A 26067-nucleotide genomic window follows, 5' to 3' on the forward strand; every position below is an offset into this window, starting at 1 on the left:
ACCTCCCTCATGAACCGCACGACACCCGACATCCGTCTCGTCGTCCTCGACATGGCCGGCACCACCGTCGCCGACGGCGGTCTCGTCGAGGAGGCGTTCGCCGCTGCCGCCCGGCACATGGGCGCGGAACCCGACTCGATGGTCGACTACGTCCGCGCCACCATGGGCGAGTCCAAGATCTCCGTCTTCCGCCACCTGTTCGGCGAGGAGTCGAAGGCCCAGGACGCCAACAAGGCATTCGAGGCGGCGTACGCCGAACTCGTCGACGGCGGCCGGGTCGCAGCCCTGCCCGGCGCCCGCGAGACCATCGAAACGCTCAAGTCCCAGGGCCGTACGGTCGTGTTGACGACCGGCTTCGCCCGCACCACGCAGGACGCGATCCTGGCCGCGCTCGGCTGGCAGGACCTCGCCGACCTCACGCTGTGCCCCGCCGACGCAGGCGGCCGGGGACGCCCGTACCCGGACATGGTGCTGACCGCCTTTCTGCGTACGGCGGTTGCCGACGACGTACGGCAGACGGCCGTCGTCGGCGACACCTCGTACGACATGCTCAGCGGGGTCCGCGCGGGCGCGGGTCTGGTCGCCGGTGTTCTGACCGGCGCCCACGACGCGGACGCGTTGCGGGGGGCCGGGGCGGGCCAAGTCCTGGACGGCGTAGGGCAGTTGCCCGGAGTCCTCGCATGACGAACGGCATCCGCTTCGACTCCGTCACCGTCGCCTACGACGGCACGGTCGTCCTGGACGCCCTCGACCTCACCGTCGAACCCGGCGAGGTCATGGCCCTGCTCGGCCCGTCCGGCTCCGGCAAGACCACCGCGCTGCGGGCGGTCGCCGGGTTCGTACGGCCGGTGTCCGGGCGGGTGTTCCTCGGCGGCCGCGACGTCACCGACCTGCCGCCGTACCGGCGGGGCGTCGGGATGGTCGTCCAGCAGTACGCGCTCTTCCCTCACTTGCGCGTCGAGGACAACGTGGCGTTCGGGCTCAAGGCGCGAAAGGTGGCGCGAGGGGAGATCCGAACCCGGGTTGCCGAGGCGCTGGAGATGGTGGGCATGGGGGAGTATGCCCGGCGCCATCCACGGGAGTTGTCCGGTGGGCAGCAGCAACGGGTCGCTATCGCGCGGGCGTTGGCGATACGGCCCGGGGTTCTGCTTCTGGACGAGCCACTCTCCGCGCTCGACGCGCAGCTGAGGTCCGGGATGTTGGGTGAACTTGCCCGGCTGCACCTGGAGTTGCCCGAGGTGTCGATCCTCTACGTCACCCATGACCAGGTCGAGGCGCTCACTCTGGCCGACCGGATTGCCGTCATGGACCGGGCTCGGCTCCAGGAATGCGGTACGCCGCGGGAGTTGTACCGGGCGCCCAAGAGTGAGTTCACGGCGGGGTTTGTCGGGAGCGCGAATTTGTTGCCGGTGACTGTGGGGGAGCGGGGGGTGTTCTTTGGGGAGCAGCGGGTTGAGGTGCGGGGGGTTGTTTCCGGCAGCGAGGCCACATTGTGCGTACGGCCGCATCTGGTTGGGCTTGGCGCTGGGCCCAATCAACTGTCAGGGACGGTGAGCGAGGTGCAGTGGCGGGGGGCTACTCATCGGCTGTACGTGGGGATTGGTGGGCATCGGGTTATGGCTGATGTGCCGGAGTTGAAGAAGCCGCCTGTGCATGGGGATGCGGTGACTCTTCATTTCGCTCCCGATGATGCGGTGTTGCTGGGTGCTGGAGTTGGCGATGAGTGAGGTTGTTCGTCGGGTGCGGCTGGGTGGGGGCTGGTCGCGCAGTTCCCCGCGCCCCTTGGGTATCGCCCTGCTGCCCGTTGCAATCCTCAGCCTGTTCTTTCTCTACCCTCTCGCCCTCGTCGTCCAGCAGTCCATCCACCCTGACTCCGGTGGAACCTCCCTCCAGCCCTACTCCGACGTCTTCGCCTCGGAGTTGTTTCGTACCGCCCTCTGGACCACCGTCTGGATCGCTGTCGTTTCGACCATCGGGTGTCTGGTCCTCGGGTTTGTGCTGGCGCTGATCATCGCGTTCGTGCCGTTTCCCGGGGCCCGGGCCGTCGCGCGGTTCATCGACGTCTACCTCTCCTTCCCCTCCTTCCTGATCACGCTCGCCCTGCTCTTCATCTACGGCACCACCGGGATCGTCGGGTCGTTCCAGTTCCTCGCGACGCCCTGGGGTGTGCTGCTTGCGGAGGTCACCTACTTCACGCCGTTCGTGATGCGGCCGTTGCTCGCCGCGTTCTCGCAGCTGGACACCGCGCAGTTGGAGGCGGCCAGTTCGCTCGGGGCGCGGGCTCCCCGGATCATCCGGCAGGTGATTCTGCCGGAGGCGCTGCCCGCGCTCGCCGCCGGCGGGAGTCTGGTGCTCGTCCTCTGTCTGAACGAGTTCGGGATCGTGTTGTTCACGGGCGCCAAAGGGGTCACGACGCTCCCCATGCTCGTCTACAGCAAGGCGATCCTGGAGTCGGACTACCCGGGCGCGTGTGTGGTCGCCGTCGTCAACGTCCTTATATCCGTGGGGCTTTACGGCCTCTACCGGGTGGTGAGCCGTCGTGTTGGTGCATAGCCGCAAGGCGAAGTGGGCTGTGTGGCTGGTCTTCGCCGTCCTCTTCCTGCCCCTCTTCGCGCTGCCCCTCCTCGTCGTCCTTGGGGCGTCCTTCGCCACCAACTGGTCCGGCGTGCTGCCCTCCGGATTCACCGCCTCCCACTACTTGGCCGCGACCCGGGGTGAGGCCCTCCAGGCGCTCACCACCAGCCTGGTCACCGCGCTGACCGCGAGCCTGTTCGCGCTCGGCATCGGGACCTGGGCCGCGCTCGCCGCCGCCGGGCTCAAGAAGCGTCAACGCAGGGTGCTGGACGCCCTGTTCGTGCTGCCGGTGGCCGTGCCGTCCGTCGTGGTCGGGCTGGCGATCCTGGTCGCGTTCTCCAAGCCGCCGATGCTGCTCAACGGCACCCGGTGGATCGTGATCCTCGCCCACACCGTGCTCGTGACCGCCTTCGCCCACCAGTCCGTGTCCGCGGCGATCGTCCGCCTCGACCCGGCCTACGAGCAGGCCGCCGCTTCCCTGGGTGCCCGGCCGCTGTACGTCCTGTGGCGCATCCGGCTGCCGTTGCTGCTGCCCTCGCTCACCGCCGCCGCAGGACTCTGCTTCGCCCTGTCCATGGGCGAGTTGAGCGCCACGATGATGCTCTATCCGCCCGACTGGACCACGCTTCCGGTCCTCATCTACTCGGCCACCGACCGCGGCGCCCTCTTCGCCGGGTCCGCGCTCGCGGTGGTCCTGATGACGGCGACCCTGCTCGTCCTGCTCGTCGTCTCCCGGGTCCGCAACCGAGCCTCGTACCGCTGATCCTCAAGCATCTCCTCCACCTCAAAAACCCTTGATACGCCAGGAGTTGGCCTCGCCATGCCCAGAAACACGCTCAAGATCGCCGTAGCCGTATCGCTCTGCGCCACCCCGCTCCTCACTGCCTGCGGCGGCACCTCCGCCGCCTCCGACGCCAAGGTCGTCACCGTCTACAGCGCCGACGGGCTCAAGGGCGAGAACGGCGACGGCTGGTACGACCGGATCTTCAAGGACTTCGAGAAGCAGACCGGCATCAAGGTCAAGTACGTCGAGGGCGGCTCCGGCGAGATGGTGCAGCGCGCCGTCCGCGAGAAGAGCAACCCGCAGGCCGATGTCCTGGTCACCCTGCCGCCGTTCATCCAACAGGCCGACAGCAAGGGGCTGTTGCAGAAGTACACCCCGGCCGGTGCCGACCAGGTGAGCGGCGCCGACAAGGCCACCGACGGCACCTGGACCTCCGTCGTCAACAACTACTTCGGGTTCGTCTACAACAAGAAGCAGCTCAGCCAAGCGCCCACGACCTGGGACGAGTTGCTCGACGGCAAGTACAAGAACAAGCTCCAGTACTCCACGCCCGGAGTCGCCGGCGACGGAACCGCCGTACTGATCAAGGCGATTCACGACTTCGGCGGGAAGGACGCGGCCCTCGCCTATCTGAAGAAGCTGCAGTCCAACAACGTCGGCCCTTCCGCCTCCACCGGCAAGCTCGCGCCCAAGGTCGACAAGGGTGAACTGCTCGTCGCCAACGGCGATGTGCAGATGAACTACGCCCAGTCCAAGACCATGCCGAACCTCGGCATCTGGTTCCCGGCGAAGCAGGGCGGCAAGCCCACCACCTTCGCTCTCCCGTACGCGGCCGGTCTCGTCACCAAGGCCCCGCACAGCGCCAACGGCAGGAAGCTCCTCGACTTCATGCTCGGCCTCAAGGCCCAGCAGCAGGTCAGTTCGGTCGGCGGTGGTTTCAGCGCCCGCCAGGACGTCAAGGGCACCGACGCCAACGCGACCGCCCTGACCAAGCTCATGACCGGCGTCGAGATCTTCGAGCCGGACTGGACCGACATCGACAAGAACCTGACGTCGTACGTCGAGGACTGGCAGTCGGCGACGAACAGTTGATCACCTCTGATCCAATCCAATCCGATCCGATCAGATCAGGTCGACCAGGTCCGCGATGGATTCCACCACCGTCGTGGGGCGGTAGGGGTAGCGCTCCACATCGCCCCTGGTCGTCAGCCCGGTGAGCACGAGGAAGGTCTCCATACCGGCCTCCAGCCCGGCGAGGACGTCTGTGTCCATGCGGTCGCCGATCATGGCGCTGGTCTCCGAGTGGGCGCCGATGGTGTTCAGCGCCGACCGCATCATCAGCGGGTTCGGCTTGCCGACGAAGTAGGGCTCCTTGCCGGTCGCCTTGGTGATCAGCGCGGCCACCGATCCGGTGGCCGGCAGGGCGCCCTCGGGCGAGGGCCCGGTGTTGTCGGGGTTGGTCGCGATGAACCGGGCGCCGTCGTTGATCAGCCGGATCGCCTTGGTCAGGGCCTCGAAGGAGTAGGTCCGGGTCTCACCGAGGATCACGAAGTCGGGGTCCGAGTCGGTCAGCACGTAACCGGCATCGTGCAGCGCCGTCGTCAGCCCGGCCTCGCCGATGACGTAGGCGGTGCCGCCGGGGTGCTGGTTGTCCAGGAAGGCGGCGGTGGCCAGCGCCGAGGTCCAGATGTTCTCCACCGGGACGTCGAGACCGATCCGGTTGAGGCGGGCGTGCAGGTCGCGTGCGGTGTAGATCGAGTTGTTGGTGAGGACCAGGAACGGACGCCCCTTCTCGCGCAGCGTCTTGATGAACGCCTCCGCGCCGGGCACCGGGACGCCCTCGTGCATCAGCACCCCGTCCATGTCGGTGAGCCACGATTCGATGGGCTTGCGCTCTGTCATGGGTGGGCACTCCTGCGGTACGCGGGCATGTGAGGTGACCATGCTATGCACCTTCCGGCGCCGTCCCCCATACGGAGCAGCGGGGCGTGGCTGAGGATGCGGCCGTCCGCTGTGAGGAGGAGTCTCCAGATATCTGGAGGTTCACGATGGGTTCACTGAAAGTCACACTCTGTGCGGGTGCCGCGGTGGTCCTCGCGGCGCTCACCCCGACGGCGTACGCGGCGGACGGAGGCGGTGTCACGGTGACCCCCGCCTCCCCGGCCCCCGGCGCCGATGTCGCGCTGAAGATCAGCGGCTGTGCCGGTACGACGGGCTCGGCGGCGTCCGCCGCGTTCGTCGCCGACGCCAAGCTGGTCGGCGCGGCCGGCACCCTCGCCGGCGAGACCCGGGTCCGCACCTCGCTGGAACCGGGCAGCTACGACGTGAAGATCACCTGCGGGAGCGTGACGGTGAAGGGCGCGATCAAGGTCGTGGCGGACGCGTCCCAGCCGCCCTCGGCGCCCACCACCCCCGCCTCGCCGGTCGCCCCCGTCCACGCGGGCGGCGGTGGTACGGCACACCTCGCGGCCGTGGACGCGCGGGCGGCCGGTCCCAGTACCGCGCACACGGTGGTGGGCCTGCTGCTGGCCGGTGTCGCCGCGACGGCCGTGGCGCTGCGCCGCGCCCGCCGGAGCCGCAGGACGGGCTGACCGGCCATGTTCGATCACGACAGGCCCGCCGAGCACCAGCGTTCCTCCGGCACCGGACGGCTGCTGACCGGGGTCGCCTGGGCCGTGCTGCTGCTCGGGCTCTGGCTGTGGGGGCAGGACCTGACCGACATCCGGCTGGGAATATCCGCGCCGACGACCGGTGACGTGGCGGCGGTCGGACGCCCCCCGGAGGCCGAACTCCCGCCCGCCGCAAAGCCGTTGGGGAACGCGCTGCCCCAGCGCATCGACATCCCCCAACTCGCCGTCCAGGCACCGGTGGTGGCCCGCGGCCTGGACACCCAGGGCGCGATCGACCCCCCGCCGTTCGACCAGGCGGGCGTGGTCGGCTGGTACGGGAACGGAGTGCGCCCCGGGGCCCCCGGGACCGCCCTGATGGTCGGGCACGTCGACACCGAGACCCGGCCCGCCGTCTTCTACAAGCTCAGCACCCTCCGCCCGGGCGGAACGATCCGGGTGATCCGCGACGACGGCAAGGTCGCCGAGTTCACCGTCGACGACGTCCGCGTCCTGACCCGCGCCCACTTCGACGCCCAACAGGCCTACGGCGCACGGCAGTCGGGCCGCGCCGAACTCCGCCTCATCACCTGCGGCGGCACCTTCGACCGAGCCAGCCGCAGCTACACGGCCAACGTCGTCGTGTCCGCCTACCTCACCGGCACCGGACTCTGACAACCGGGCCCGGCCGACGACCTGCTCCCCCCTGAAGCCGCCGACCGGGCTGGTCCTCAACCGCACGCGCACGGGCTGCGGGAGTAACCCGGCGAACGGCGCGGGAGGTCTGGAAAACCAGTGGTGGAAGGTGTGCGCTTGGCCGGGGGCCGGGGCCGTTGGGAATGACTCTAGAGCGAATGAGCGTCCGGGCCTAGAGGGCGAATAACGCCATGTCCCACAGCGGTCGCTCGCTGTCATATGCGCTGGTCACTATTGATCCGCCAAGTCCCGCACGGAACCACGGACAAGTCCCTTACAGGTCTACGGATCTACGGGCTCGGGCGCAGTTCGGTGTCGTCCACGGCCCCCTCGATCACCGCCCGCGCGACCCGGTCCAGCGGCGTCCGACGCCGCCGCGCATGCCCGCGCAGCGCGATGAACGCCTCGTCGGTACCGACCTGCCAGCGCTCGGCGAGCATCCCCTTGGCCTGCTCGATCCGCACCCGGCTCGACAACGCCTCCTGCAACTGCCCCGCCAGGCAACGGGATTGGGCGTACGCGCGGTGATTCGCCAGCCCCAGACCGGCGGCGTCGGCGAGCGCCTGCGCCATCACCAGCTCCGAACGCCAGCTGTCCGAGGCGCAGTCGGGCAGCGCCGGCGCGAACACGTTGAGCGCGCCGAACAGGGTGCCCCGCCACCGCACCGGCACCGCGAAGGTCGCCGCGACGCCGTGCCGCAGGGCCCGTTCGGTGAACTCCGGCCAGCGGGCGGCCGCGTGAGCCGCACTGATCGACACCGGTGGCACGGGCCGCCCGGAGCCGTAGCTCTCCAGACAGGGCCCGCCGTTGCGCTGGGCGGCCAGCAGTTCGAGGGCGACCTCCTCCCGGCCACCGCACGTGCTCCCGCCCAGCGCCACCGCCTCACCACCGTCGATCAACACAATCCCGGCAGCCCAGGGGGACAACAGCTCCACACAATGATCGGCCAGCCGCCGCAGATGGTCCTCGGTGTCGAAGGTCTCCGTCAGGGTGTCGGCGGCCTCCAGCAGCGCCGCGGCGAACCGGCCCTCCCGGGGCGTGTGGTGCATGACGGCCACCTTCTCCCTGCCCCGGAACCGAGCGCGCCGGGCAGACCCTAGGCCGCGCACCTACCCACAGGGGCGGAGGTGTAACAGCCCGCCGACAACACCCCTGGCGTTCTCGTGGGCGGCACGCCACGTATGTCACGATTGACCCTTGGATCGGTACAGCCAAGGGGGAGTTGGATGTACGGCAGCCAGGGGACCCCGGTCTCCTTCGGCACACGGACGTCGGCGCTGGTCCTGGGGGCGGCGCTGCTGATGGCGGGGTGCTCCTCCTCGGGGGACGGAGACAAGAAACCCGACGTGAACGCGAAGATCACCCAACAGCCCGAGGGAGCCGACCCGATCTGGGTCAACCCGGACACCAACGCGGCCCGCCAGCTGGCCACTTACGTCAAGGCGGGCAAGACGGCGGAAGCCGAGCAGATCAGAAAGATCGCCGGACAACCCACCGGCGAGTGGATCGGCGCGGAGAACCCGAAGGCGGAGGCCCAGGGCTTCACCGAGGCCGCCGACCAGGCCGGCCGCACCGCGCTCCTGGTCCTCTACAACATCCCGCACCGCGACTGCGGCCAGTACTCCCAGGGCGGAGCGGGCGACGGCGACTCCTACCGCGCCTGGATCGACGCGGTGGCCGAGGGCATCGCGACCCGCTCGGCGACGGTGATCCTGGAACCGGACGCGGTCCTCCACCTGGTGGACGGCTGCACCCCCGCCCAATTCCAGGCGGAACGCTACGACCTGCTCGCCTACGCGATCACCAAGCTCAAGTCCTTGAAGAACACGAAGGTCTACCTGGACGCCGGAAACGCGGGCTGGGGCCACCCCGACGAGATCTACCAGCCCCTCCAACGAGCAGGCATCACCAAAGCCGACGGCTTCGCTGTCAACGTCTCCAACTTCTACTCCACCCAGGACTCCATCGCCTACGGCAAACAACTCTCGGCAAAGACCGCCGACAAACACTTCGTCATCGACACCAGCCGCAACGGCAAGGGACCGTATACGGACGGCGACACAGACGAGAACTGGTGCAACCCCCCAGGCCGGGCCTTGGGTGAAACCCCGACAACGAAAACCGCAGATCCGCTGGTGGACGCCTACCTGTGGATCAAACGCCCCGGAGAGTCGGACGGCACCTGCAAGGGCGGCCCCAAGGCGGGCGATTGGTGGCCAACCTACGCTCTGAAGCTGGCCAAGGCCTCAACCCCCTAGGGGCGCGGGGCTGTATCGATTTGCGGCTCCGCCGCGTGGGCGCGACCAGCCACAGCGCCCCTGTTTTTAGGGGCGCGGGGAACTGCGCGACCAGCCACAGCGCTCCCGCACCCACAACACATACCTGCGGGAGCGCTACGGCACTTTCACCCACACCGCCTTACTCGGCGTCCCCTGATCGTCATCCACAAACAGCATGTACCACCCCGACTGCACCAAGTTCCGATCCTTCGGCACAGTCACCGTGACCTTGTCCCCCGCCGTCTTGAAGTCCAGCGCGACAGACCGCTGATCAACATCCGTGACATGCGTGGACGCACTGGGCCGAATCAACCGCACCTTCTTGATCGAAGAAGCATGCTCCGAGGTGAACGTCCCCGAAGCCCCCCGAGCAATGGACTCCGGCCCCCCGGAAAGATCCGGCCGAGAATCCCGGTAAAGATACGGCGGCGTGTACATCTCGATCCGCTGCTCAAAAACCCCCGGCTTCGTGTCCGCCTTGTCCGCATACAACGGATTGGACCCGAAGAACATCACCCGCCCGTCCGGCAACAGAATCGACCCGGAGTGATAGTTCCGCCCCACCAGCGGATCGGCGACCTCCTCGAAACTGTTCGTGTCCGGGTGGTAGAGCCGAGCCTGCAGAATGTCCGACTCGCCGCGCCCCCGGTAATCCTCGGACCCACCCGACACGAGCACCGTGTCATCGGGCAGGATCGAGGTCTGCGGATACCGGGTCCCCTTCTCCAGGGAGGGCCCGTCCACGAACTTGGGATCGGGGTCCTTCAGATCAACGAGCCGGGTCTTGTTGGTGGACAACTTCGACTCACCAACACCCCCACCCCCGATCACCATGTACTTCTCGTCCTGAGCCGGCGCCAACAACACAGTCGCCGAGGTCTCCAACATGTTCGGATCACTGAGCCCCGGCACCTTGGTGAACGTGTTGGTGTCGACGTCCCAAATACCCGGATCCCGCCCCACGTTGTCCGGCCCGTACCCCGCGTTGGACCCCGAGTAGAACAACTTCCCGTTCTCCATCAGGAACAGCGCCGGATACGTGGGGAACTGCCGCTTGGTCGACGTGTACGTCCACTTCTTCGTCGCCGGATCGAAGATCTCGTTCTTCCCCGGCACCAACTGCCCGATGTCATCGAGCCCGGAGACACTGAGCACCTTCCCATCGCTCAACGTCGTCAGCGTCGGATACCACCGAGCCTCGTTCATCGGATCGACCTTGATGTACTTCTCGGCGACCGGATCGAACTCGTACGCGTTCTTGATCCCCTCGAAGTCCCGCTTGTCCAGCCCGAACTTGTTCCCGATGCCATACGTGTTGCGCTCATCGGCACCGGTCAACCCCTGGATGCGGTAGTTGTCCTGGGTCCCGGTCTCGTACTGGGTGCCCTCCTTCGGCGCCTCGACGACGACCCGGGCGTAACCGGGGTTGTTCCGCAAGAACTTGCCGGTGCTCTTGTCGAACACCTTGGTCGCGCGCGGGATCAGCACCGAATCCGTCGACACGAACGACTTGCCGTTCGCCTTGCCCGTGAACTTCGTGCCCTGGGGCAGCGTCATCGGCTTGTCGGGATTCTCGTTGTAGAGAATCATGACCCCGCCGGCCTTCTTGACGTCACCCTTCAGCTTCTCGTACTTCTTGGTGCCGCCCGCGATGAGGATGTTCCCGTTGGCGAGCTGGGTGTGTCCGGTGCAGAACAGATCGGCGGGAGTCGGGATCTTCTTGACGGTCCCCTTCACCGGGTCCCAGATCCGCGACTCGAACTTCTTCGCGTTGAAGTTGTCCTGGTTGTTCCCCGAGCCCGCGACGAGCAGCACCTTCCCGGTGTGCAGCAGCACCGCGTGAATGGTGTCCTGCCGGTACTCCTTGGGGAACTGGATGATGTCCCAATGCCCGTTCTCCGCTTTGTACTCGGGCTTGTTGATGACGTACTGGTGGTATCTCTCGGTCCCGAATCTGTACAGCCAGGGCCCGTTCATCCCGGCCAGGGCGAGTACGACCACCGTGCTGATCGCGAGTCGACGGGCACGGCGCCGGCCGGCTTCCTTCATTCCTCACGACCCCCCAGCCCACCGAGCGCGATCTGCATGGTCTGCTCGCCACCACCGCTGTCCGTGCCCGTTCCCGTGCCCGACGCCACCCAACTGGGCTTCTGCCGCGGCCCATGCGACGCGTGAGGGGCATGCGCGGCCGGCACCGGCTGTGGCGGCGGCACGGCGTCCTGCGGCTCGACGGCCGGGAGGACAACCGGCCGCTTCTTCTCCTGCCGCAGCATGTACCGCCACGCCAGGATCGGCGACGCGGTGATCAGCAGGGCGACCGTGGCCCAGGTGATCATCGCCGGATGGGAGTGCCCGTTCTCGAACCCGGCCATCAGCGACCCGGCGAAGACCAGGATGAAGAACCAGTGCACCCGGAACGTCCCGAACAGCGTGTCGGGGCTGGCCGAATCGCCCTTGGGCGTGACCACGAACCTGCTCTTGCGGCGCAGTACGGCGTCCAGCAGCGAGCGGGCGTATATCGGCGCCGACAGTGCCGACATCACCATGCCCGCGACCCCGCCCGACCCCTCCGGCTCGTGCGGGGAGACGTTGTGCCGCCGGTTCCAGATGTACAGCCCGATCTGCAGTGCGGACGCGTTGCCGTACAGCATCAGCCACACCGTCGGGTCGATGTTGACACCCGAGGCGCCCATACCCAGGAACAGCGCACAACTCAGCGCCGCCAGTATCCAGTTGAGCGCCGACATCGGGTAGAAGATGATCATCATCGTGTAGTTGAAGAACTTCCCCGGAGGCATCGAGAAGAAGCCCTTCCAGTACTGCTTGAGAATCGTCTCGTACGTCCCCCGCGACCACCGGAGCTGCTGCGTGAAGAAGTCGGTCCAGGCGCTGGGCCCTTCGCCGACCGCGAGCACGTCCGGCGTGTAGACCGACTTCCACTTCTTCCCGGTGACCGGGTTCTTGGCCCGGTGCATCTCGAAGCCGGTGGCCATGTCCTCGGTGATCGAGTCGTACAGGCCGCCGATCTGCTGAAGTGCCTTGATCCGTACGGCGTTTGACGTGCCGACGAACATCGGCGAGCCGTAGCGGTTGCCGGCGCGCTGGATCAGGGCGTGGAAGAGGAACTGCTGCGACTCGGCGGCCTTGGTGACCGGGCCCTCGTAATTGCCGTACACCTGGGGGCCGATGACGAATCCGACGTCGGGGTCGCGGAAGAAGCCGAGCATCCGCTCCAGGTAGTTGGGCAGTGGCACGTGGTCGGTGTCGACGGAGGCGAAGTAGTCGTACTCGTCGCCGTGCGCCTCCAGCCAGGCGTTGTAGTTGCCGTGCTTGGTCTTCGCCCGGTGCGCGCCCTTGGGCTGGTTCCAGCGCTCAACTCCCTTGCGGGTGAAGTGGTGTACGCCGAGCCGCCCGCAGACGGCCTTGACCTCGGGGTCGTCGCCCTCGTCGAGGAGCCACACGTGAAGAAGCCCCCGGTGGCGCAGCCGTACGGCCGCCTCCAAGGTCTTGGTGACCATCTCCAGGGGTTCCTTGCCGGGCACGAACGTCGTGATGAACGCGACTCTCGTGCCGGTCTGCGGCACCACCGGGACCGGGTCGCGGGCGACCAGCGTGGCGTGCGCGTTGGACAGCACGTTCATGCAGCGGAAGAACTCGATCAGGCCGATCGCGACCAGCATCACGATGTCCAGCGCGGGCAGGAAGTCGTAGGCGGGATAGTCGCGTTGGGTCCAGTGCTCGGGCTGCATCAGCCAGCCGAGCAGGACCAGGGACAGCAGCGGCGCCGCGCTCAGCATGAGGGCGGCGCGCAGGCGGTGCGTCTCCTGGGACAGCAGCGACCGGTACTGGACCCTGTACGGCTTGCCCGGATCGGGCTGTGTGAGGGGTCCCGCCAGGCGGCTGTAGTGCTCGTAGTCGTATCTCGGAAGTGTGCTCTTGATCCGGCGGAAGCTGCCGGTCCGGTGTCCCGGGACTCTGAGTTCGGTGGTCTGTGTCTGTGACGGGTCGAGGTCGTGCCGGGCGCCCGTCGGCGTCGACGTCATGAGTCATCCCCCCACACGCGAAAACGCGCGTGTCTGTTTGTCTCGGCCGCCCGCCGGCGTCCCCCTCGACCCTCGACGGGCGTGTCAGTGATGGCCGCGGTGACCACACAGTCCACTGGCAGAGATGTGCGACTGCGACCGTCCGGTTGCGCGATGCCCCCTCCGACATCTGTTCCAGGGCGGGGCCCCTCCTCCCCGCGAAACCGCGCAACCGGTTCCTTACCCCCTCAACTGCCGTGTACCGACAGCATCTTCAAAACCAGGGTTCTACGGTGCTCATCTTGATCGCAAGACACGAAACGCGGTGTTTACCGGTCATACGCGTTCATTGGGGCGCGTGTGGGGATCATGTGGAGCCGTTGTGGACAGTCTTGTGCGCACATTGTCGAAGTGCTCTCTTATGGCGTTCTCGGCACGTTTCGCATCCCCGGACCGGACCGCGTCGAGGATCGCCCGGTGCTGGCGGCAGGTGACCCCGGGGTCCTGCGGGCCGGCCGCGAGATCGGTGTGGACGCGGTGGAAGGCGTCCCAGAACGCCTCCAGGACCTCGCTCAGCAGCGCGTTGTCCAGCCCCCGGTAGAGCGTGGCGTGAAAGGCGCGATCGGTGGCCGCGAGCCCCACGCCCTCGGCGGCCTCCCGCTCCATCTGCCGTACCAGCGCGTCGAGTTCGACGAGATCCCGCTCCGGCAGCCGCCCCGCGAGCCGGGCGACGAGCCCCGACTCCACCGCCTCCCGCAGTTCGAGCAGCTGCAGCAGGCTGTCCTCGCCGCGGTAGTGCCCGACGACGGTACGGAACGCGAGCCCCTCGACCATCGGCGCGAGCGACATCGGGCCGACGTACGTCCCGAACCCGTGCCGGATCTCGACGATCCCCATCGCCTGCAGCGCCTTGAGCGCCTCGCGCACCGAGTTCCGGCTCGCCCCCAGAAACACCATCAGCTCGGGCTCGGTCGGCAGCGGAGCCCCGGAGGACAGCCGACGGTCGAGGATGAGCTTCTTGATCCGCTCCTGCAGGTCACGGGCTGTCATGGCCAGAGGGTATCCGGCCAAACGGGGGGCGAGCTGTGTTCCGCCCATGCAAAAAGCCCCCCGCAGAGCGGAGGGCCTTGCTGTCTGTGCGCCGCCAGGGACTCGAACCCCGGACCCGCTGATTAAGAGTCAGCTGCTCTAACCAACTGAGCTAGCGGCGCGTGTTGACCTGCACAACTCTACCGGATGCTGCGGGGTGCTCCCGACCACCCCCGGGCGGGTCCCAGTGGGCCCGTGTACATCATTCGGACCGTCAACATGCGAGTCCGGAAGACAGTTGAGAAACTGGCTGATGTGCACGAGCGCGGATATTTCCACCTGGAGTGTGAGGGGCATCGCATGGAGACTCCGGTATTCGAGGAATTCGATCCCGCGAGCGATTGCGACTGCCCCGGATGTGCTGACCGGCGGCGCCGCCGGCCGAATTCCCCGACCGGCCGCACCGGCGGCCACCCCGCAGCCCAGCGGGTCCTCTTCGTGGCGGCCGCGGCGTCCACCGCCCTCGCCGCCGGGCACGCCGTACCGGCCGCGGCCGCTCCCCACACTTCGGCTCGCCCCGGCGTTCCCGCAGGTGACACGGGTGACGAGCCCGCGACCCCGCAGGGGAGCAAGGCCCCGCTGCACGGCCCGAGCGGGAAACCGGCGAAGCCGGCCGGTGCGGTCAAGGCGCCCACGACCACCCGCGCGGAGATCATCAACCGGGCCAAGACCTGGATCGCGGCCCAGGTGCCGTACAGCATGAACGCGTACTGGTCGGACGGTTACCGGCAGGACTGCTCGGGGTTCGTCTCGATGGCCTGGGGCCTGCCGGGGAACGAATGGACCGGCAGTCTCGACCAGTACGGGGTGCGGATTTCCAAGGACGAACTTGAGCCCGGCGACATTCTCCTGTTCCACAATCTCGCGAACCCCGAGAAAGGCTCGCACGTCGTCATTTTCGGCGGCTGGACCGACTACACGCACACCTACTACATCGCCCTGGAGGAGACCCCCTCGCACGCCCGCCGCCAGTCCACGCCGTACGCGTACTGGAGCCACTCGGACAGCTATGTCCCCTACCGCTACAAGGGCGTGACGGGCGGTACGGAAGGGGTGACACCCGTGGTTCCGGTGACCCCGGTGGACGCGGGCAAGGCGAACACGCCGTACCCGGGAGCGTCGTCTTTCGGCCCCGGCGCCAACAACAAGTACGTCACCCAGCTCGGCACGATGCTCGTCGCCCGGGGCGCCGGCTCGTACTACACCTCGGGTCCGGGCCCGCGCTGGTCGGACGCGGACCGGCGGGCCACCCAGGCGTTCCAGCTCGCTCAGGGCTGGACCGGCGCGGACGCGGACGGCCTGCCCGGCCCGCAGACCTGGCAGCTGCTCGTCACCGGCAAGGGCAAGAACGTGGGCGGCGCGGCGGTGGGAGCGGCGGGCCCGCCGGCACCCTCTTCCCACGGCGTCCCCGGCTATCCGGGCAAGGCCGTGTTCCGCCTCGGCGCGAACAACAAGTACGTCACCCAGCTCGGAAAGCAGCTGGTCAAGAAAGGTTTCGGCAAGTACTACACGACCGGCCCGGGACCGCGCTGGGGCGAGCCGGACCGGCGCAACGTCGAGGCCTTCCAGCGCGCCCAGGGCTGGCGCGGCGGCGCGGCCGACGGCTACCCGGGCCCGGAGACCTGGCGCCGCCTCTTCTCGTAACCGACGCACAACCACGCTCATCCCCACCCGTTGTGACGCATCTGGCGCGGAGGCTGGAGGCACCTATGAGTACGACGACCACTTCACAGACGCCCGAGAACGAGGGGCCGCCCGAGGGACAGACCCGTCCCGCGCGGCTCATCCAGAACGAGGCGACCACCGAGATCCCCGTCCACCTGCTGTTCCGCGACGACCCCGACCCGGTCTCGGTGCCGCTCAGGCCCGCCGTCGTGGCGCGCCGGCAGGGCACCGGCGAGCAGCCCCGCTTCCGCCGCCCGGTCCCGGCCAAGCCGCGCCCGGCACCGGAGGTCGACCCCGACCTGGTGGAGCGCCCCGCCCGGGTCCTGCCCGGCTCGGCGGGCGTGCTCGCCGGTTCCTGCGGCCTGGCCGGCTGCCTCGCCACCTCGTGGTGGGCGGGCGTCCTGCCCCCACTCGCGACGGAGGCGCTACGACTGCCGTTCTACGCCGGTGCCGGACTCGGTCCCGCGCAGTGGGCCGCGTACGCCGGGGCCGGTGCGCTGGGTCTGTTCGGCTTCGGAGGTCTGGCCCGGGGCCGTACCGGACGGGCCTGGGTGCTCGGCCTGTTCGGCCGCTACCGGGGGACCGTCCGGCGCACCGGGCTGATGTGGGTCAACCCGTTGCTGCTGCGCCGCCGCGTCGACGTACGGCTGCGGCACTGGCGCAGCGCGCCGATGCCGGGGGCCGACGCGAACGGGGTCGCGCTGCGGGTCGTGACGCTCGTGGTGTGGCGGGTGCGGGACACCGCGCGGGCCACACTCGGGGTGGAGGACCACGAGACGTATCTGCGCGAGTGCGTGGAGGCGGCGCTGGCCCGGGTGCCGGTGGAGCCGCCGGGCGGGGGCGCGAAGGGCGCGGCCGACCTCGCCGTCGACGCGCTGACCCGGCTGGTCGCGGCGGACTCGGCGCCGGTCGGCATCGAGGTGTTCTCGGTGCGGCCGGTCCGCGTGGAGTACGCCCCGGAGGTCGCCGCGGCGATGACCCGCCGCCGTATCGCCGCGCTGGACGCGCAGCAGCGGGCGACGATGCTCACGTCGGTGGTCGACTCCGTGGAGGACACGGTGACGCGGCTGACCATGCGGGGTCTGGTGGAGCTGGACGACTACGAACGCAGGGCGCTGGTGAAGGACTTGACGGTCGCGTTCTGCTCCGGGCGGGGGGAATCGGCGCCGTGAGCGGTATGGACACGGTCAAGTAAGGGCAATAATCTGGGACTTGGTCTAGACCTGCACGGCTCACGGAACTTCCCCACACGTTCTCCAGGAGCGGCAGCATGCGCAAAAAGACCAAGTGGTACGCGGGCGTGCTCGGGCTCACCACGGCCGGGGCCATCGTGCTCTCGTCCGGGGCCGCGAGCAGCCACGGCTACACCGACCTCCCCATCAGCAGGCAGAAGCTCTGTGCCAACGGCACGGTGACGAACTGCGGTGACATCCAGTACGAGCCGCAGAGCGTCGAGGGCCCCAAGGGCTTCCCGGCGGCCGGCCCCGCCGACGGCCAGATCTGCAACGGCGGAATCAGCCGCTTCGCCCAACTCAGCGCACCGAAGACCCCGTCGGGCGCCGCGTGGCCGACGACCAAGGTGACGGGTGGTCAGTCGTACACGTTCCGCTGGCAGTTCACGGCGATACACGCGACGACGGACTTCAAGTACTACGTCACCAAGGCGGGTTGGAACCAGAACCACAACCTGGCCCGCTCGGACCTCAACACCACCCCGTTCCTCACCGTCCCCTACAACGGTCAGCGCCCCTCGTCGTCCACCATCTCCCACACCGGCACGCTCCCGTCCGGTCTCTCCGGCCACCATGTGATCGTCGCGGTGTGGACGATCGCGGACACGACCAACGCGTTCTACTCCTGCGATGACGTCACGTTCTGAGGGCGTGAGGTTCTGAGCATTGCTTGAGACAGTCCGGCATCCCCCGGGGGTAGGTTCCCTCCACCAAGCGGTACTTGACCTCGGGGGACACCATGGAAGCGCTGTTCTACATCGCGCCACTGCTCATCATCGGCATCGTCGTCTTCGCCGCCACCGGCGTGATCCGCCGCTCGCGCCAGGTCAACAGCGCCTGGAGCAGCGGGCTCACGGCCGAGGCCCGCTGTCTGCGGACGTACACGACGACCAGCGGCGGCGCCGGGGACACCATGGTGTCGACGACGCTGCACCACGTCTACGAGTTCACGACCCGCGAGGGCCGCACGGTCAGGTTCGAGGAGCGGAACGGGCCGGGGACGACCCTGGAGGGCGACATCGTCACCGTGCACTACACGGCCGATCACCCCGAGCGGGCCACCGCCCACGCCCCGTCCCGCGGGAAGCTCGCGGCGGGTGCGGGTTGCGCGCTGGTGTTCTTCGGCGTGGTCGTCGCCTTCTGTGTCGTCTTCATCCTCGTGGCCCACAAGATGTTCGACTTCATGGGCTCGTAGTCTCCATATCTGACGGCACGTCAACTACCCTGCGCCCCCATGGAGTCCAGGAGGCGTACCGTCGCGGAACTCGTGCAGGCACGGTGGGGCGACCACCGCCCCGGGCTGTGGTGCGGGCAACAGGTGCTCACCCACCACGAGATGGCGGCCGGCGCGGCGGCCAGAGCGGCGCTGCTGGCCGACCTGTTGCCGCGGGCCGCCGCACCCCATGTCGGCGTGCTGCTCGACAACACCCCCGAATATCCCCTGTGGTTGAGCGCGGCGGCTCTCGCGGGCGCGGCCGTCGCCGGTATCAACCCCACCCGCCGCGGCCCCGAACTGGCCCGCGACATCCTGCACACCGAGTGCCGTTTCCTGGTAACCGAGCACGCCCACCTGCCGCTCCTCGACGGCCTCCAACTCCCCGGCGTACGGCTCTTGGTGACGGACACTCAGGCCTACGACGACCTTCTCGCCCCGTACGCGGACGCACGCCCTTCCGCCTTCTCCCGCGCCACCCCCGACGACCGCGTCCTGCTCTACTTCACCTCCGGTTCCACCGGTGCCCCGAAGGCCGCGATCTGCACCCAGGGCCGACTGGCCGCCGCCGGACAGTCACTGGTCGACAACTTCAAGGTCCTCCCGGACGACGTGCACTACATCTGCATGCCGATGTTCCACGGCAACGCGGTGATCGCCGACTGGGCACCGGCGTTGGCGGCCGGAGCGGGCGTGGCGCTGCGTCGGCGGTTCTCGGCGTCGCGGTTCCTGGACGACGTACGGGCGTACGGGGCGACGTACTTCACCTATGTCGGCCGTGCCGTTCAGTACATCCTGGCCACCGACGAACGGGCCGACGACCGGGACAACCCGCTGCGGATGGGCTTCGGCACGGAGGCGGGGGCGGTGGACGCGGCGGCGTTCGAGCGGCGGTTCGGGGTGCGGCTGGTGGAGGGGTACGGGTCATCGGAGGGCGGGGCGGCGGTGCAGTGGTCGCCGGGGACACCGGCCGGGGCGGTCGGGCGGGCGGCGCCCGGGCTCGCCGTACTCGATCCGCAGACGCGCGCCGAATGCCCGCCCGCGGCCTTCGACTCGGCCGGTCGGCTGCTCAACGGGGAAGATGCGATAGGGGAGTTGGTGAACCGCGCCCCCAACCCCTTCGAGGGCTACTGGCGCAACCCGGAGGCGGACGCGGAACGTCGCCGGGAGGGCTGGTACTGGACCGGCGACCTCTTCTACCGCGACACCGACGGCTACCTCTACTTCGCCGGCCGCACCGACGACCGCCTCCGCGTCGACAGCGAGAACCTCGCCGCCGCGATGATCGAGAACATCCTCGCCCGCTACGAGGGCGCCGACGCCGTGGCGGTCTACGCGGTACCGGACCCGGTGACCGGCGACCAGGTCATGGCGACGATCGCCGGGCACTTCGACCCGCTCGACTTCGCGGAGTTCCTGCTGGCCCAGCCCGATCTGGGGACGAAGATGGCACCCCGGTTCGTGCGGGTGGTGGAGCGGATGCCGGTGACCGCGACCAACAAGATCCATCGGGCGGGGCTCAGGAGGGAGGGGATCCGGTGCTCCGATCCGGTGTGGTGGCGGCCGCCGGGGGAGGCGGCCTACCGACGACTCACCCCCGAGGACGCCGAAGGGCCTCTCGTCGGAACGAGGGGCCCGGCTTGAGGGGGTGTGGGTGGCGAAGCCCCCACTGCGCGCGGCGAAGCCGTGCAAAACAGCGATGGCGAGGCTGGTTCGCGTTTTCTGCGAACATGCCTCGCCATCGCTAGCGTGCGCCGCCAGGGACTCGAACCCCGGACCCGCTGATTAAGAGTCAGCTGCTCTAACCAACTGAGCTAGCGGCGCATGACTCACGCCTTCCGCTGGATCGGTGTCTCGCGGAGGGCGACGAGAAAAATACTACCTGGTCCGGAGGGGTGCTTCGGACCAGGGTCGGAGCGGCCGCTAGATGGCCAGGGAGAGCAGCACCGGCCCCGCTTCACGGTTCAGCGTGTCCGCCGCCTGGCGCAGGCGGTGGGCGTGCTCGACCGGGAGGGAGAGGGCCAGGCAGCCGACCGAGGCGCCGGCCGTGATCGGGACGGCCGCGCAGACCGTGCCCACCGCGTACTCCTGGAGGTCGAGGTGGGGGACGGTCGGCGGCTGGGTCTCCAGGCGGGAGAGCAGCAGCCGGTCGCTGGTGATGGTGCGCGAGGTGAGGCGGGCCATCCTGTGCCGGGCGAGATGGTCGCGCCGGCCGTTGTGGTCGAGCTGGCCCAGCAGGCTCTTGCCGAGCGCGGTCGCGTGCGCGGAGACCCGGAAGTCGACCCACTCGTTGACCGCCGGGGTGGCGGGCCCGGCCGCGTACTGGGTGATCGTGACCTCGCCGTCGACGTACCGGCTGACGTAGACCGCCGCGCCCAGGGAGTCGCGCAGCCGGTCCAGGGTCCGCTGGATCTGTTCGCGCACCGCCTGCTCCCGGCCGGCCGCGGAGCCGAGCCGGCTCAGGGACTCGCCGGTGATGTAGGCGCCGTCGGTGAGCTGCTCGACGTAGCCCTCGCGGCGCAGGGTCCGCAGCAGTGTCGTCAGGCGCTCGGTGCCGAGGCCGGTGCGACGGGCGAGTTCGGTGTCCGTGACGCCGGTGGAGTGTCCGGCGACTGTCTCCAGGATGCGCAGTGCGTCCTGTACCGAGTGGTAGGGAGCGGTCGGCTCGTGCATCAGCGCCACGGTGTTTCTCCCTGCGCTCGCTTTTTTGGGCCGTGATACCGGACAGCGAATCCCCTCCACGATAGCTGTCAAACGGCCGATGTGGAGCGGCTGTTGGCGAGAATGTGGCTCTCCTTACGGCCTCCGAACTGCGGCGCGAATCCTTTGGCATATGCCTTTGTCATGCCACGTGACGTGGACCTTGGGTGTTCGATTGCTCACGTGTCGTAATTGAATAAATGTCAAAGAATGGCGCCGAGGAATTCCCGGGTCCGCTGTTGTTCCGGATCGCCGAAGATCCGCTCCGGCGGGCCCGATTCGATGACCTTGCCCGCGTCGAACATCAGGACTTGATCTGAAATATCCCGGGCGAAATTCATCTCGTGGGTCACACAGAGCATGGTGATCTCGGTGGTGCGGGCGATGTCCCGCAGGACGTCGAGCACGCCCGCGACGAGTTCCGGGTCGAGCGCGGAGGTCACCTCGTCGAGGAGCAGCACCTGCGGCCGCATCGCCAGCGCCCGTGCGATCGCGACGCGCTGCTGCTGGCCGCCGGAGAGCTGGGTCGGGCGGGCGCCGGCCTTGTCGGCCAGGCCGACCAGGTCGAGCAGCTCCAGGGCGCGTGCCTCCGCCTCCTCCTTGGGCAGGCCCAGGACGGTGACCGGCGCCTCGGTGACATTGCGCAGCACGGTCATGTTCGGGAACAGGTTGAACTGCTGGAACACCATCCCGATCTTCTTGCGGATCTCCCGGATCTGCTTCTCGGGCGCGGGGAAGAGCTGTTCCCCGTCGACGGTGATCGTGCCCTCGTCCGGCTTGGTCAGGGTCATCAACAGCCGCAGGATCGTGGTCTTGCCCGACCCGGACGGACCGATCAGGGTGACGTGCTTTCCGGACTCCACGGAGAAGTCGAGGCTGTCGAGCACGGTGTTGGACCCGAAGCGCTTGGTGACGTGGTCGAGCCGGATCAGCTCGCTGCCGTCCACCGGCGGGTTGGCGTTGGCGTCGGGATCTTTCATCAGGGGCGTGTCAGCGGACAAGGCGTCGCTCCAGGGCTCGGATCAGCAGGGAGGCGGGATAGGAGATGAGGACGAAGGCCACACCGATCACCGTGATGGGCTCGGTGAACTGGTAGTGATCCTGGGAGAACAGCCGGGCCTGGCCCATCAGTTCGAGCACGGTGATCACCATCAGGATCGGGGTGTCCTTGAGCATCGCGATCACGTAGTTGCCGAGCGCCGGGATCACCCGGCGGATCGCCTGCGGCAGGATCACGGCCGTCCAGGTCCGGCGCACCGGAAGGTTCAGCGCGGTCGCCGCCTCCCACTGGCCGACGGGCACCGCCTCGATGCCCGCGCGGTAGACCTGCATCGTGTACGTCGAGTAGTGCAGCCCGATCGCGAAGACACCGGTGGTCAGCGCGGAGAAGGTCAGACCCCACTCGGGCAGCACGTAGAACAGGAAGAACAGCTGCACCAGCAGCGGGGTGTCCCGCACGAACTCGGTGACGACCCCAACCGGCCAGCGCACCCAGCGAGTTGGCGTCCGCATCAGCAGCGCCCACACCAGTCCCAGCGCGAAGGACATCAGCGACCCCAGGAGCAGGATCTGCAGGGTGACCTTCAGGCCGTCCCAGAAGTACGGCATGAAGTCGCTCACGGCGTTCCAGTCCCACTTCACGCGACCCCACCTCCTCCGACGCCGGTGGTCTCGGGACGCCTCAACTCACGCGCGGCGAAACCGCCCCCGGTGTCCTTGCCGATCCCCGCCTTGAGCTTCTTCTCCAGCCCGCGCATCAGCCGGGTGAGCGTGAAGGCGATCACGAAGTAGATGAGCAGGATGTACGTGTAGATCTCCGCGCTCTGCTGCAGCGCGAGCCGCACCAGGTTGGCGCTGAAGGTGAGATCGCCCATGCCCATGACCGAGACCAGGGCGGTGCCCTTGAGCAGTTCGATCAGCAGGTTGCAGAAGGACGGGATCATCTCGGGTACGGCCTGCGGCAGCAGGATCAGCCGCATCCGCTGCCAGGGCGTGAAGCTGAGCGCGACCCCGCCCTCCTGCTGGGCCGGGTCGACCGCGTTGAGCGCGCCGCGCACGATCTCCGTGCCGTACGCGCCGTAGGTCAGGCCCAGCGCGAGGGTGCCCGCCCACAACGGGACCAGCTGCCAGCCGAAGGCGACCGGCAGGACGAAGAACACCCAGAAGATCATGACGAGGGCGGAGGTGCCGCGGAACACCTCGGTGTAGAAACCGGCGAGGAAGCGCACGATCCACAGCCGGTGGGTACGGGCGATGCCGACGGCGAAGGCCACGGCGGTCGCCAACAGCGCGCTGAGGACGAGGAGTTGGACGGTGGTCCAGACTCCTTTGAGGACGAGTTCCCAGAGGCCTGAGGTCATCCGCTGCAGAGCTCCTTCGCGGTGAGGTTCGTCATCTCGGCCTGGGTGAACCCGAAGGGCCGCAGGATGCGGAACAGCTCCCCGCTCTTCTTGAGCTTGTGCAGCTCGACGTTGAAGGCGTCGCGCAGCTTCGTCTCGGTCGGCCGGAACGCGAAGGCGCCGCCGTCGATGCGCGGTTTCCCGTCGACGAGCGGTGCGAAGGGCGTGGTCGACTCCGCCTTCGCGGAGTTCTTCACGACCGCGCGGGTGGTGAGCGCCGTACCGGCGAAGACGTCGACACGCCCTGCCTCTACGGCGTTCAGCCCCGCGACCTGGTCCGGGACGATCAGGATGTCGCTCTGCTTGTATCCGGAGTCGACTGCGTGCTGGATCTGCGCGTAGCCGGTGCCGGTGGCGAACTTCGCCTTCTTCGCGACGACGTCCTTGTAGGTGTGCAGCCCCTTCGGGTTGCCCTTGCGGACGACGAACGCGTCGAGCACCTGGTAGTCCGGGTCGGCGAAGATGACCTGCGCACAGCGTTCCGGGGTCACGTACATCCCGGCGGCCACGACGTCGAACTGCTGCGAGTTCAGGCCGGGTATGAGCGAGCCGAACTCCGTGGGCACGGGCTGCACCTTGTCGACGCCGAGCCGCTTGAAGATCGCTTCCGCCAACTTCGGTGCCTCACCGGTCAGTTGACCGTCCTTGTCGATGTACCCGAACGGGATCTCACCCGCGATCCCCAGCCGTACGACGCCCTGCGCCTTCAGCCGGTCGAGCAGCTCACCGCCGCTCGTGGTCGAAGCGGTGGCCACACGACTGCAGCCGGCCGCGCCCAGCGCACCTGCCGCCGCCACCCCGGCGAGCAGTGCCCGGCGGGTGTGACCCGGCGTGTGACCGGATGTGTGTCTGTCGTTCCCAATTGGTGGAGCCATGGGCGCGCAGCTACCCGACCGCTCCCGGGTTATGCACCCTGGAAGACATGACGGATCACTTCATCGAGGTCTCACTCGCAAAGCGGAACGTCCACTGCCGGGCAAAACTGCTGGTAGAACGCGCCCCGCTGACCTGCGCGGCCATCTGGGACGCACTCCCGCTAATCGGCGACGTCTACCACGCCAAGTACGCCCGCAACGAGATCTACGCCCTTTTCCCGCCATTCGCAGAGACGGAACCCCCGCTGGAAAACCCCACAGTCACCCCCATACCGGGCGATCTCTGCTATTTCGCCTTCGCGGGCACGGAACTCGGCACGAAGGCCTACGGCTACGACCGCGAGGTCCGCGCCGGCACGACGGTCGTCGACCTGGCCCTGTTCTACGAACGCAACAACCTCCTCCTCAACGGCGACGTGGGCTGGGTGCCCGGCATCGTCTGGGGCCAGGTGGTCGAGGGCCTGGAGGAGATGGCGGAGGCCTGCAACGACCTGTGGCGGTCGGGGGCGGCGGGGGAGAGCCTCAGCTTCCGGCGGGCCTGACCCCACAGACCCCGGCGCCGAACAGCGCGTGCGCCGCCCGCAGCACCAGATCGTCCCGGTGTCGGGCGCCCACGATCTGCAGCCCGACCGGCAACCCGTCGCCGTCGTTCCCCACGGGGACGGTGGCGGCGGGCTGCTGGGTCAGGTTGAAGGGGTAGGTGAACGGGGTCCAGCCGGTCCAGCGGCGGTGCCCCGAACCCTTCGGGACCTCGACTCCCGCCTCGAACGCGGTAATGGGCAGGGTCGGCGTGACGAGGAGGTCGTAGCGCTCGTGGAACAGGCCCATCCTGCGGCCGAGTTCCATGCGGGCGTCCACCGCCGCCAGATAGTCCAGCGCCGAGAAACCCGCTCCCGTCGCGCAGATCTCCCGCAGCCCCGGGTCGAGCAACTCCCGTTGCTGCGGCGCGAGTTTCTGCGTCACCCGGGCCGCGCCGCTGAACCACAGGGTGTGGAAGGCGTCCACCGGGTCGCTGAAGTCGGGGTCGGTCTCCTCGACGTACGCGCCGAGCGAGGCCAGCCGCTCCACGCCCCGCCGTACCGCCGCCGCGACCGCCGGACGCACCGCGACCTGGCCGCCGAGGGACGGGGAGTACGCGATCCGCAGGCCCTGTATGCCGTCCGCGAGCGCCTCCGTGAAGGAGCCCGGCGCGCGGTCGAGGCCCGACCAGTCGCGGGCGTCCGGTACGCCGATCACGTCCAGCAGCAGCGCCGCGTCCGCCGCGTCCCGCGTCATCGGGCCGACGTGCGACAGCGTGCCGAACGCGCTCGCCGGGTACAGCGGCACCCTGCCGTACGTGGGCTTCAGACCGAAGATCCCGCAGAAGGACGCGGGGATACGGACACTGCCGCCGCCGTCCGTGCCGAGCGACAGCGGGCCCGCGCCGAGGGCAACGGCCGCCGCGCTCCCGCCACTTGACCCACCCGCCGTGCGCGAGGGGTCGTGCGGGTTGCGGGTGATCCCGGACAGCGGGGAGTCGGTCACGCCCTTCCAGCCGAACTCCGGGGTCGTCGTCTTGCCGACGAACACTGCGCCGTGCTCCCGGAGCCGGGCCACCGAGGGCGCGTCCTCATCCCAACTGCCCTGCTCGGCAATGGTCTTGGAGCCACGCAGGGTCGGGGTGCCGCGCTGCAGCAGGATGTCCTTCACGGTGACCGGCACGCCGTCCAGGAGTCCGGTCGGCTCCCCGCGCCGCCAGCGTTCGGCCGATTCGGCCGCCGACGCCAGCGCGCCCTCCGCGTCGAGCCGTACGAACGCGTTCACGGCGGGCTGGATCTCCTCGGCCCGTTCCAGGGCCGCCCGGGTCGCCTCCACGGGACTGAACTCCCCTCTGCGGTAGCCGTCCAGGAGTTCCACGGCGGTCAGCTCGGTGAGTTCGGTCGTCATCCGGCCC

Annotated in this window: 25 protein-coding genes and 2 tRNA genes; 14 read left to right on the forward strand and 13 right to left on the reverse strand. The window is 68.6% G+C overall.

The window, feature by feature from the left end; translation table 11 throughout:
- Positions 1 to 9: 9 nt before the first annotated feature.
- Genes ACGFY9_RS38745 through ACGFY9_RS38765 form a run of 5 tightly spaced genes read left to right on the forward strand, consistent with a single transcriptional unit; the run spans position 10 to position 4450 of the window.
- Positions 10 to 684: a phosphonatase-like hydrolase gene (locus ACGFY9_RS38745; RefSeq protein WP_393762339.1), complete on the forward strand. Its 675-nt coding sequence runs from the start codon at positions 10 to 12 to the stop codon at positions 682 to 684.
- Positions 681 to 1727 (forward strand): ABC transporter ATP-binding protein, encoded by a 1047-nt coding sequence (locus ACGFY9_RS38750; protein WP_393762230.1) that lies wholly within the window; start codon positions 681 to 683, stop codon positions 1725 to 1727. Before ACGFY9_RS38745 ends, ACGFY9_RS38750 begins: the two co-directional genes overlap by 4 nt.
- Positions 1720 to 2553 (forward strand): 2-aminoethylphosphonate ABC transporter permease subunit, encoded by an 834-nt coding sequence (locus ACGFY9_RS38755; RefSeq protein ID WP_393762232.1) that lies wholly within the window; start codon positions 1720 to 1722, stop codon positions 2551 to 2553. The genes ACGFY9_RS38750 and ACGFY9_RS38755 overlap by 8 nt, the downstream gene beginning before the upstream one ends.
- The gene (locus tag ACGFY9_RS38760; protein WP_393762234.1) at positions 2540 to 3337 is read left to right on the forward strand and encodes an ABC transporter permease; all 798 of its coding nucleotides are present in this window, start codon (positions 2540 to 2542) and stop codon (positions 3335 to 3337) included. The genes ACGFY9_RS38755 and ACGFY9_RS38760 overlap by 14 nt, the downstream gene beginning before the upstream one ends.
- Positions 3338 to 3394: 57 nt before the next feature.
- Entirely contained in the window at positions 3395 to 4450 is a 1056-nt protein-coding gene (locus ACGFY9_RS38765) for a 2-aminoethylphosphonate ABC transporter substrate-binding protein (RefSeq protein WP_393762236.1), read from the forward strand.
- 30 nt (positions 4451 to 4480) lie between these two features.
- Here ACGFY9_RS38765 and ACGFY9_RS38770 read toward each other — a convergent pair whose 3' ends face one another.
- Complete coding sequence (locus ACGFY9_RS38770; protein WP_366432490.1) at positions 4481 to 5260, reverse strand: HAD-IIA family hydrolase; 780 nt, start codon at positions 5258 to 5260, stop codon at positions 4481 to 4483.
- 146 nt (positions 5261 to 5406) lie between these two features.
- Here ACGFY9_RS38770 and ACGFY9_RS38775 point away from each other — a divergent pair, with 146 nt between their 5' ends.
- Positions 5407 to 5949 (forward strand): hypothetical protein, encoded by a 543-nt coding sequence (locus tag ACGFY9_RS38775; RefSeq protein ID WP_393762238.1) that lies wholly within the window; start codon positions 5407 to 5409, stop codon positions 5947 to 5949.
- Between the two features lie 6 nt (positions 5950 to 5955).
- Complete coding sequence (locus ACGFY9_RS38780; RefSeq protein ID WP_393762240.1) at positions 5956 to 6639, forward strand: class F sortase; 684 nt, start codon at positions 5956 to 5958, stop codon at positions 6637 to 6639.
- Between the two features lie 311 nt (positions 6640 to 6950).
- On the opposite strand, the gene ACGFY9_RS38785 is transcribed toward ACGFY9_RS38780, so the two are convergent.
- A complete protein-coding gene (locus ACGFY9_RS38785; protein ID WP_393762242.1) occupies positions 6951 to 7709 on the reverse strand; it encodes an ANTAR domain-containing protein in 759 nt (252 codons plus the stop codon).
- Between the two features lie 177 nt (positions 7710 to 7886).
- On the opposite strand from ACGFY9_RS38785, the gene ACGFY9_RS38790 reads away from it, so the two are divergent.
- Complete coding sequence (locus ACGFY9_RS38790) at positions 7887 to 8918, forward strand: glycoside hydrolase family 6 protein (RefSeq protein ID WP_393762244.1); 1032 nt, start codon at positions 7887 to 7889, stop codon at positions 8916 to 8918.
- Positions 8919 to 9053: 135 nt separating this feature from the next.
- Here the strand turns inward: ACGFY9_RS38790 and ACGFY9_RS38795 are convergent, their stop codons facing one another.
- The 4 genes from ACGFY9_RS38795 to ACGFY9_RS38810 all read right to left on the reverse strand — a co-directional run bounded on the left by ACGFY9_RS38795 (position 9054) and on the right by ACGFY9_RS38810 (position 14172).
- Entirely contained in the window at positions 9054 to 10988 is a 1935-nt protein-coding gene (locus ACGFY9_RS38795) for a galactose oxidase-like domain-containing protein (protein ID WP_393762246.1), read from the reverse strand.
- Positions 10985 to 12982 (reverse strand): glycosyltransferase family 2 protein, encoded by a 1998-nt coding sequence (locus ACGFY9_RS38800; RefSeq protein ID WP_393762248.1) that lies wholly within the window; start codon positions 12980 to 12982, stop codon positions 10985 to 10987. The genes ACGFY9_RS38795 and ACGFY9_RS38800 overlap by 4 nt, the downstream gene beginning before the upstream one ends.
- Positions 12983 to 13297: 315 nt before the next feature.
- Positions 13298 to 14011, reverse strand: a complete 714-nt coding sequence (locus ACGFY9_RS38805; RefSeq protein ID WP_393762250.1) for a FadR/GntR family transcriptional regulator — start codon at positions 14009 to 14011, stop codon at positions 13298 to 13300.
- Between the two features lie 87 nt (positions 14012 to 14098).
- Positions 14099 to 14172: transfer RNA gene (locus tag ACGFY9_RS38810), tRNA-Lys, on the reverse strand.
- Positions 14173 to 14350: 178 nt separating this feature from the next.
- Between ACGFY9_RS38810 and ACGFY9_RS38815 the strand changes: the two genes are divergently transcribed.
- The 5 genes from ACGFY9_RS38815 to ACGFY9_RS38835 all read left to right on the forward strand — a co-directional run bounded on the left by ACGFY9_RS38815 (position 14351) and on the right by ACGFY9_RS38835 (position 19804).
- Entirely contained in the window at positions 14351 to 15694 is a 1344-nt protein-coding gene (locus ACGFY9_RS38815; protein ID WP_393762252.1) for a peptidoglycan-binding protein, read from the forward strand.
- A gap of 65 nt (positions 15695 to 15759) precedes the next feature.
- Positions 15760 to 16887, forward strand: a complete 1128-nt coding sequence (locus ACGFY9_RS38820) for an SPFH domain-containing protein (protein ID WP_393762254.1) — start codon at positions 15760 to 15762, stop codon at positions 16885 to 16887.
- Positions 16888 to 16985: 98 nt separating this feature from the next.
- Complete coding sequence (locus ACGFY9_RS38825; RefSeq protein WP_359607708.1) at positions 16986 to 17594, forward strand: lytic polysaccharide monooxygenase auxiliary activity family 9 protein; 609 nt, start codon at positions 16986 to 16988, stop codon at positions 17592 to 17594.
- A gap of 92 nt (positions 17595 to 17686) precedes the next feature.
- Complete coding sequence (locus ACGFY9_RS38830) at positions 17687 to 18142, forward strand: DUF3592 domain-containing protein (protein ID WP_393762341.1); 456 nt, start codon at positions 17687 to 17689, stop codon at positions 18140 to 18142.
- Between the two features lie 39 nt (positions 18143 to 18181).
- Positions 18182 to 19804, forward strand: coding sequence for a long-chain-fatty-acid--CoA ligase (locus ACGFY9_RS38835; RefSeq protein WP_393762256.1), 1623 nt, complete (start codon positions 18182 to 18184; stop codon positions 19802 to 19804).
- A gap of 106 nt (positions 19805 to 19910) precedes the next feature.
- Here the strand turns inward: ACGFY9_RS38835 and ACGFY9_RS38840 are convergent.
- From ACGFY9_RS38840 to ehuB, 6 genes are all read right to left on the reverse strand, one after another.
- Positions 19911 to 19984: transfer RNA gene (locus ACGFY9_RS38840), tRNA-Lys, on the reverse strand.
- A 99-nt stretch (positions 19985 to 20083) separates the two neighbouring features.
- The gene (locus ACGFY9_RS38845) at positions 20084 to 20842 is read right to left on the reverse strand and encodes an IclR family transcriptional regulator (protein WP_393762258.1); all 759 of its coding nucleotides are present in this window, start codon (positions 20840 to 20842) and stop codon (positions 20084 to 20086) included.
- Positions 20843 to 21063: 221 nt separating this feature from the next.
- Positions 21064 to 21840 (reverse strand): ectoine/hydroxyectoine ABC transporter ATP-binding protein EhuA, encoded by a 777-nt coding sequence (gene ehuA, locus ACGFY9_RS38850; RefSeq protein ID WP_393762260.1) that lies wholly within the window; start codon positions 21838 to 21840, stop codon positions 21064 to 21066.
- A 10-nt stretch (positions 21841 to 21850) separates the two neighbouring features.
- Positions 21851 to 22501, reverse strand: a complete 651-nt coding sequence (gene ehuD, locus ACGFY9_RS38855) for an ectoine/hydroxyectoine ABC transporter permease subunit EhuD (protein WP_393762262.1) — start codon at positions 22499 to 22501, stop codon at positions 21851 to 21853.
- Positions 22498 to 23220, reverse strand: coding sequence for an ectoine/hydroxyectoine ABC transporter permease subunit EhuC (gene ehuC, locus ACGFY9_RS38860; protein WP_393762264.1), 723 nt, complete (start codon positions 23218 to 23220; stop codon positions 22498 to 22500). Before ehuC ends, ehuD begins: the two co-directional genes overlap by 4 nt.
- Positions 23217 to 24134 (reverse strand): ectoine/hydroxyectoine ABC transporter substrate-binding protein EhuB, encoded by a 918-nt coding sequence (gene ehuB, locus ACGFY9_RS38865; RefSeq protein WP_393762266.1) that lies wholly within the window; start codon positions 24132 to 24134, stop codon positions 23217 to 23219. Before ehuB ends, ehuC begins: the two co-directional genes overlap by 4 nt.
- A 47-nt stretch (positions 24135 to 24181) precedes the next feature.
- Between ehuB and ACGFY9_RS38870 the strand changes: the two genes are divergently transcribed.
- The gene (locus ACGFY9_RS38870; protein WP_019056630.1) at positions 24182 to 24676 is read left to right on the forward strand and encodes a DUF3830 family protein; all 495 of its coding nucleotides are present in this window, start codon (positions 24182 to 24184) and stop codon (positions 24674 to 24676) included.
- Here ACGFY9_RS38870 and ACGFY9_RS38875 read toward each other — a convergent pair.
- Positions 24657 to 26060 carry an amidase gene (locus ACGFY9_RS38875; protein ID WP_393762268.1) on the reverse strand — a complete coding sequence of 468 codons (1404 nt, stop codon included), beginning with the start codon at positions 26058 to 26060 and terminating at the stop codon, positions 24657 to 24659. The genes ACGFY9_RS38870 and ACGFY9_RS38875 overlap by 20 nt on opposite strands.
- Positions 26061 to 26067: the final 7 nt, after the last annotated feature.

This window comes from Streptomyces sp. NPDC048504 (assembly GCF_043200035.1).
GTDB lineage: Bacteria > Actinomycetota > Actinomycetes > Streptomycetales > Streptomycetaceae > Streptomyces.

Bases quoted from the DNA above. Each gene is read 5' to 3' on its own strand.
- ACGFY9_RS38745 (WP_393762339.1), top strand. From the start codon at position 10: ATGAACCGCACGACACCCGACATCCGTCTCGTCGTCCTCGACATGGCC.
- ACGFY9_RS38750 (WP_393762230.1), top strand. From the start codon at position 681: ATGACGAACGGCATCCGCTTCGACTCCGTCACCGTCGCCTACGACGGC.
- ACGFY9_RS38755 (WP_393762232.1), top strand. From the start codon at position 1,720: ATGAGTGAGGTTGTTCGTCGGGTGCGGCTGGGTGGGGGCTGGTCGCGC.
- ACGFY9_RS38765 (WP_393762236.1), top strand. From the start codon at position 3,395: ATGCCCAGAAACACGCTCAAGATCGCCGTAGCCGTATCGCTCTGCGCC.
- ACGFY9_RS38770 (WP_366432490.1), bottom strand. From the start codon at position 5,260: ATGACAGAGCGCAAGCCCATCGAATCGTGGCTCACCGACATGGACGGG.
- ACGFY9_RS38775 (WP_393762238.1), top strand. From the start codon at position 5,407: ATGGGTTCACTGAAAGTCACACTCTGTGCGGGTGCCGCGGTGGTCCTC.
- ACGFY9_RS38780 (WP_393762240.1), top strand. From the start codon at position 5,956: ATGTTCGATCACGACAGGCCCGCCGAGCACCAGCGTTCCTCCGGCACC.
- ACGFY9_RS38785 (WP_393762242.1), bottom strand. From the start codon at position 7,709: ATGCACCACACGCCCCGGGAGGGCCGGTTCGCCGCGGCGCTGCTGGAG.
- ACGFY9_RS38790 (WP_393762244.1), top strand. From the start codon at position 7,887: ATGTACGGCAGCCAGGGGACCCCGGTCTCCTTCGGCACACGGACGTCG.
- ACGFY9_RS38795 (WP_393762246.1), bottom strand. From the start codon at position 10,988: ATGAAGGAAGCCGGCCGGCGCCGTGCCCGTCGACTCGCGATCAGCACG.
- ACGFY9_RS38800 (WP_393762248.1), bottom strand. From the start codon at position 12,982: ATGACGTCGACGCCGACGGGCGCCCGGCACGACCTCGACCCGTCACAG.
- ACGFY9_RS38805 (WP_393762250.1), bottom strand. From the start codon at position 14,011: ATGACAGCCCGTGACCTGCAGGAGCGGATCAAGAAGCTCATCCTCGAC.
- ACGFY9_RS38815 (WP_393762252.1), top strand. From the start codon at position 14,351: ATGGAGACTCCGGTATTCGAGGAATTCGATCCCGCGAGCGATTGCGAC.
- ACGFY9_RS38820 (WP_393762254.1), top strand. From the start codon at position 15,760: ATGAGTACGACGACCACTTCACAGACGCCCGAGAACGAGGGGCCGCCC.
- ACGFY9_RS38825 (WP_359607708.1), top strand. From the start codon at position 16,986: ATGCGCAAAAAGACCAAGTGGTACGCGGGCGTGCTCGGGCTCACCACG.
- ACGFY9_RS38830 (WP_393762341.1), top strand. From the start codon at position 17,687: ATGGAAGCGCTGTTCTACATCGCGCCACTGCTCATCATCGGCATCGTC.
- ACGFY9_RS38835 (WP_393762256.1), top strand. From the start codon at position 18,182: ATGGAGTCCAGGAGGCGTACCGTCGCGGAACTCGTGCAGGCACGGTGG.
- ehuA (WP_393762260.1), bottom strand. From the start codon at position 21,840: ATGAAAGATCCCGACGCCAACGCCAACCCGCCGGTGGACGGCAGCGAG.
- ehuC (WP_393762264.1), bottom strand. From the start codon at position 23,220: ATGACCTCAGGCCTCTGGGAACTCGTCCTCAAAGGAGTCTGGACCACC.
- ehuB (WP_393762266.1), bottom strand. From the start codon at position 24,134: ATGGCTCCACCAATTGGGAACGACAGACACACATCCGGTCACACGCCG.
- ACGFY9_RS38870 (WP_019056630.1), top strand. From the start codon at position 24,182: ATGACGGATCACTTCATCGAGGTCTCACTCGCAAAGCGGAACGTCCAC.
- ACGFY9_RS38875 (WP_393762268.1), bottom strand. From the start codon at position 26,060: ATGACGACCGAACTCACCGAGCTGACCGCCGTGGAACTCCTGGACGGC.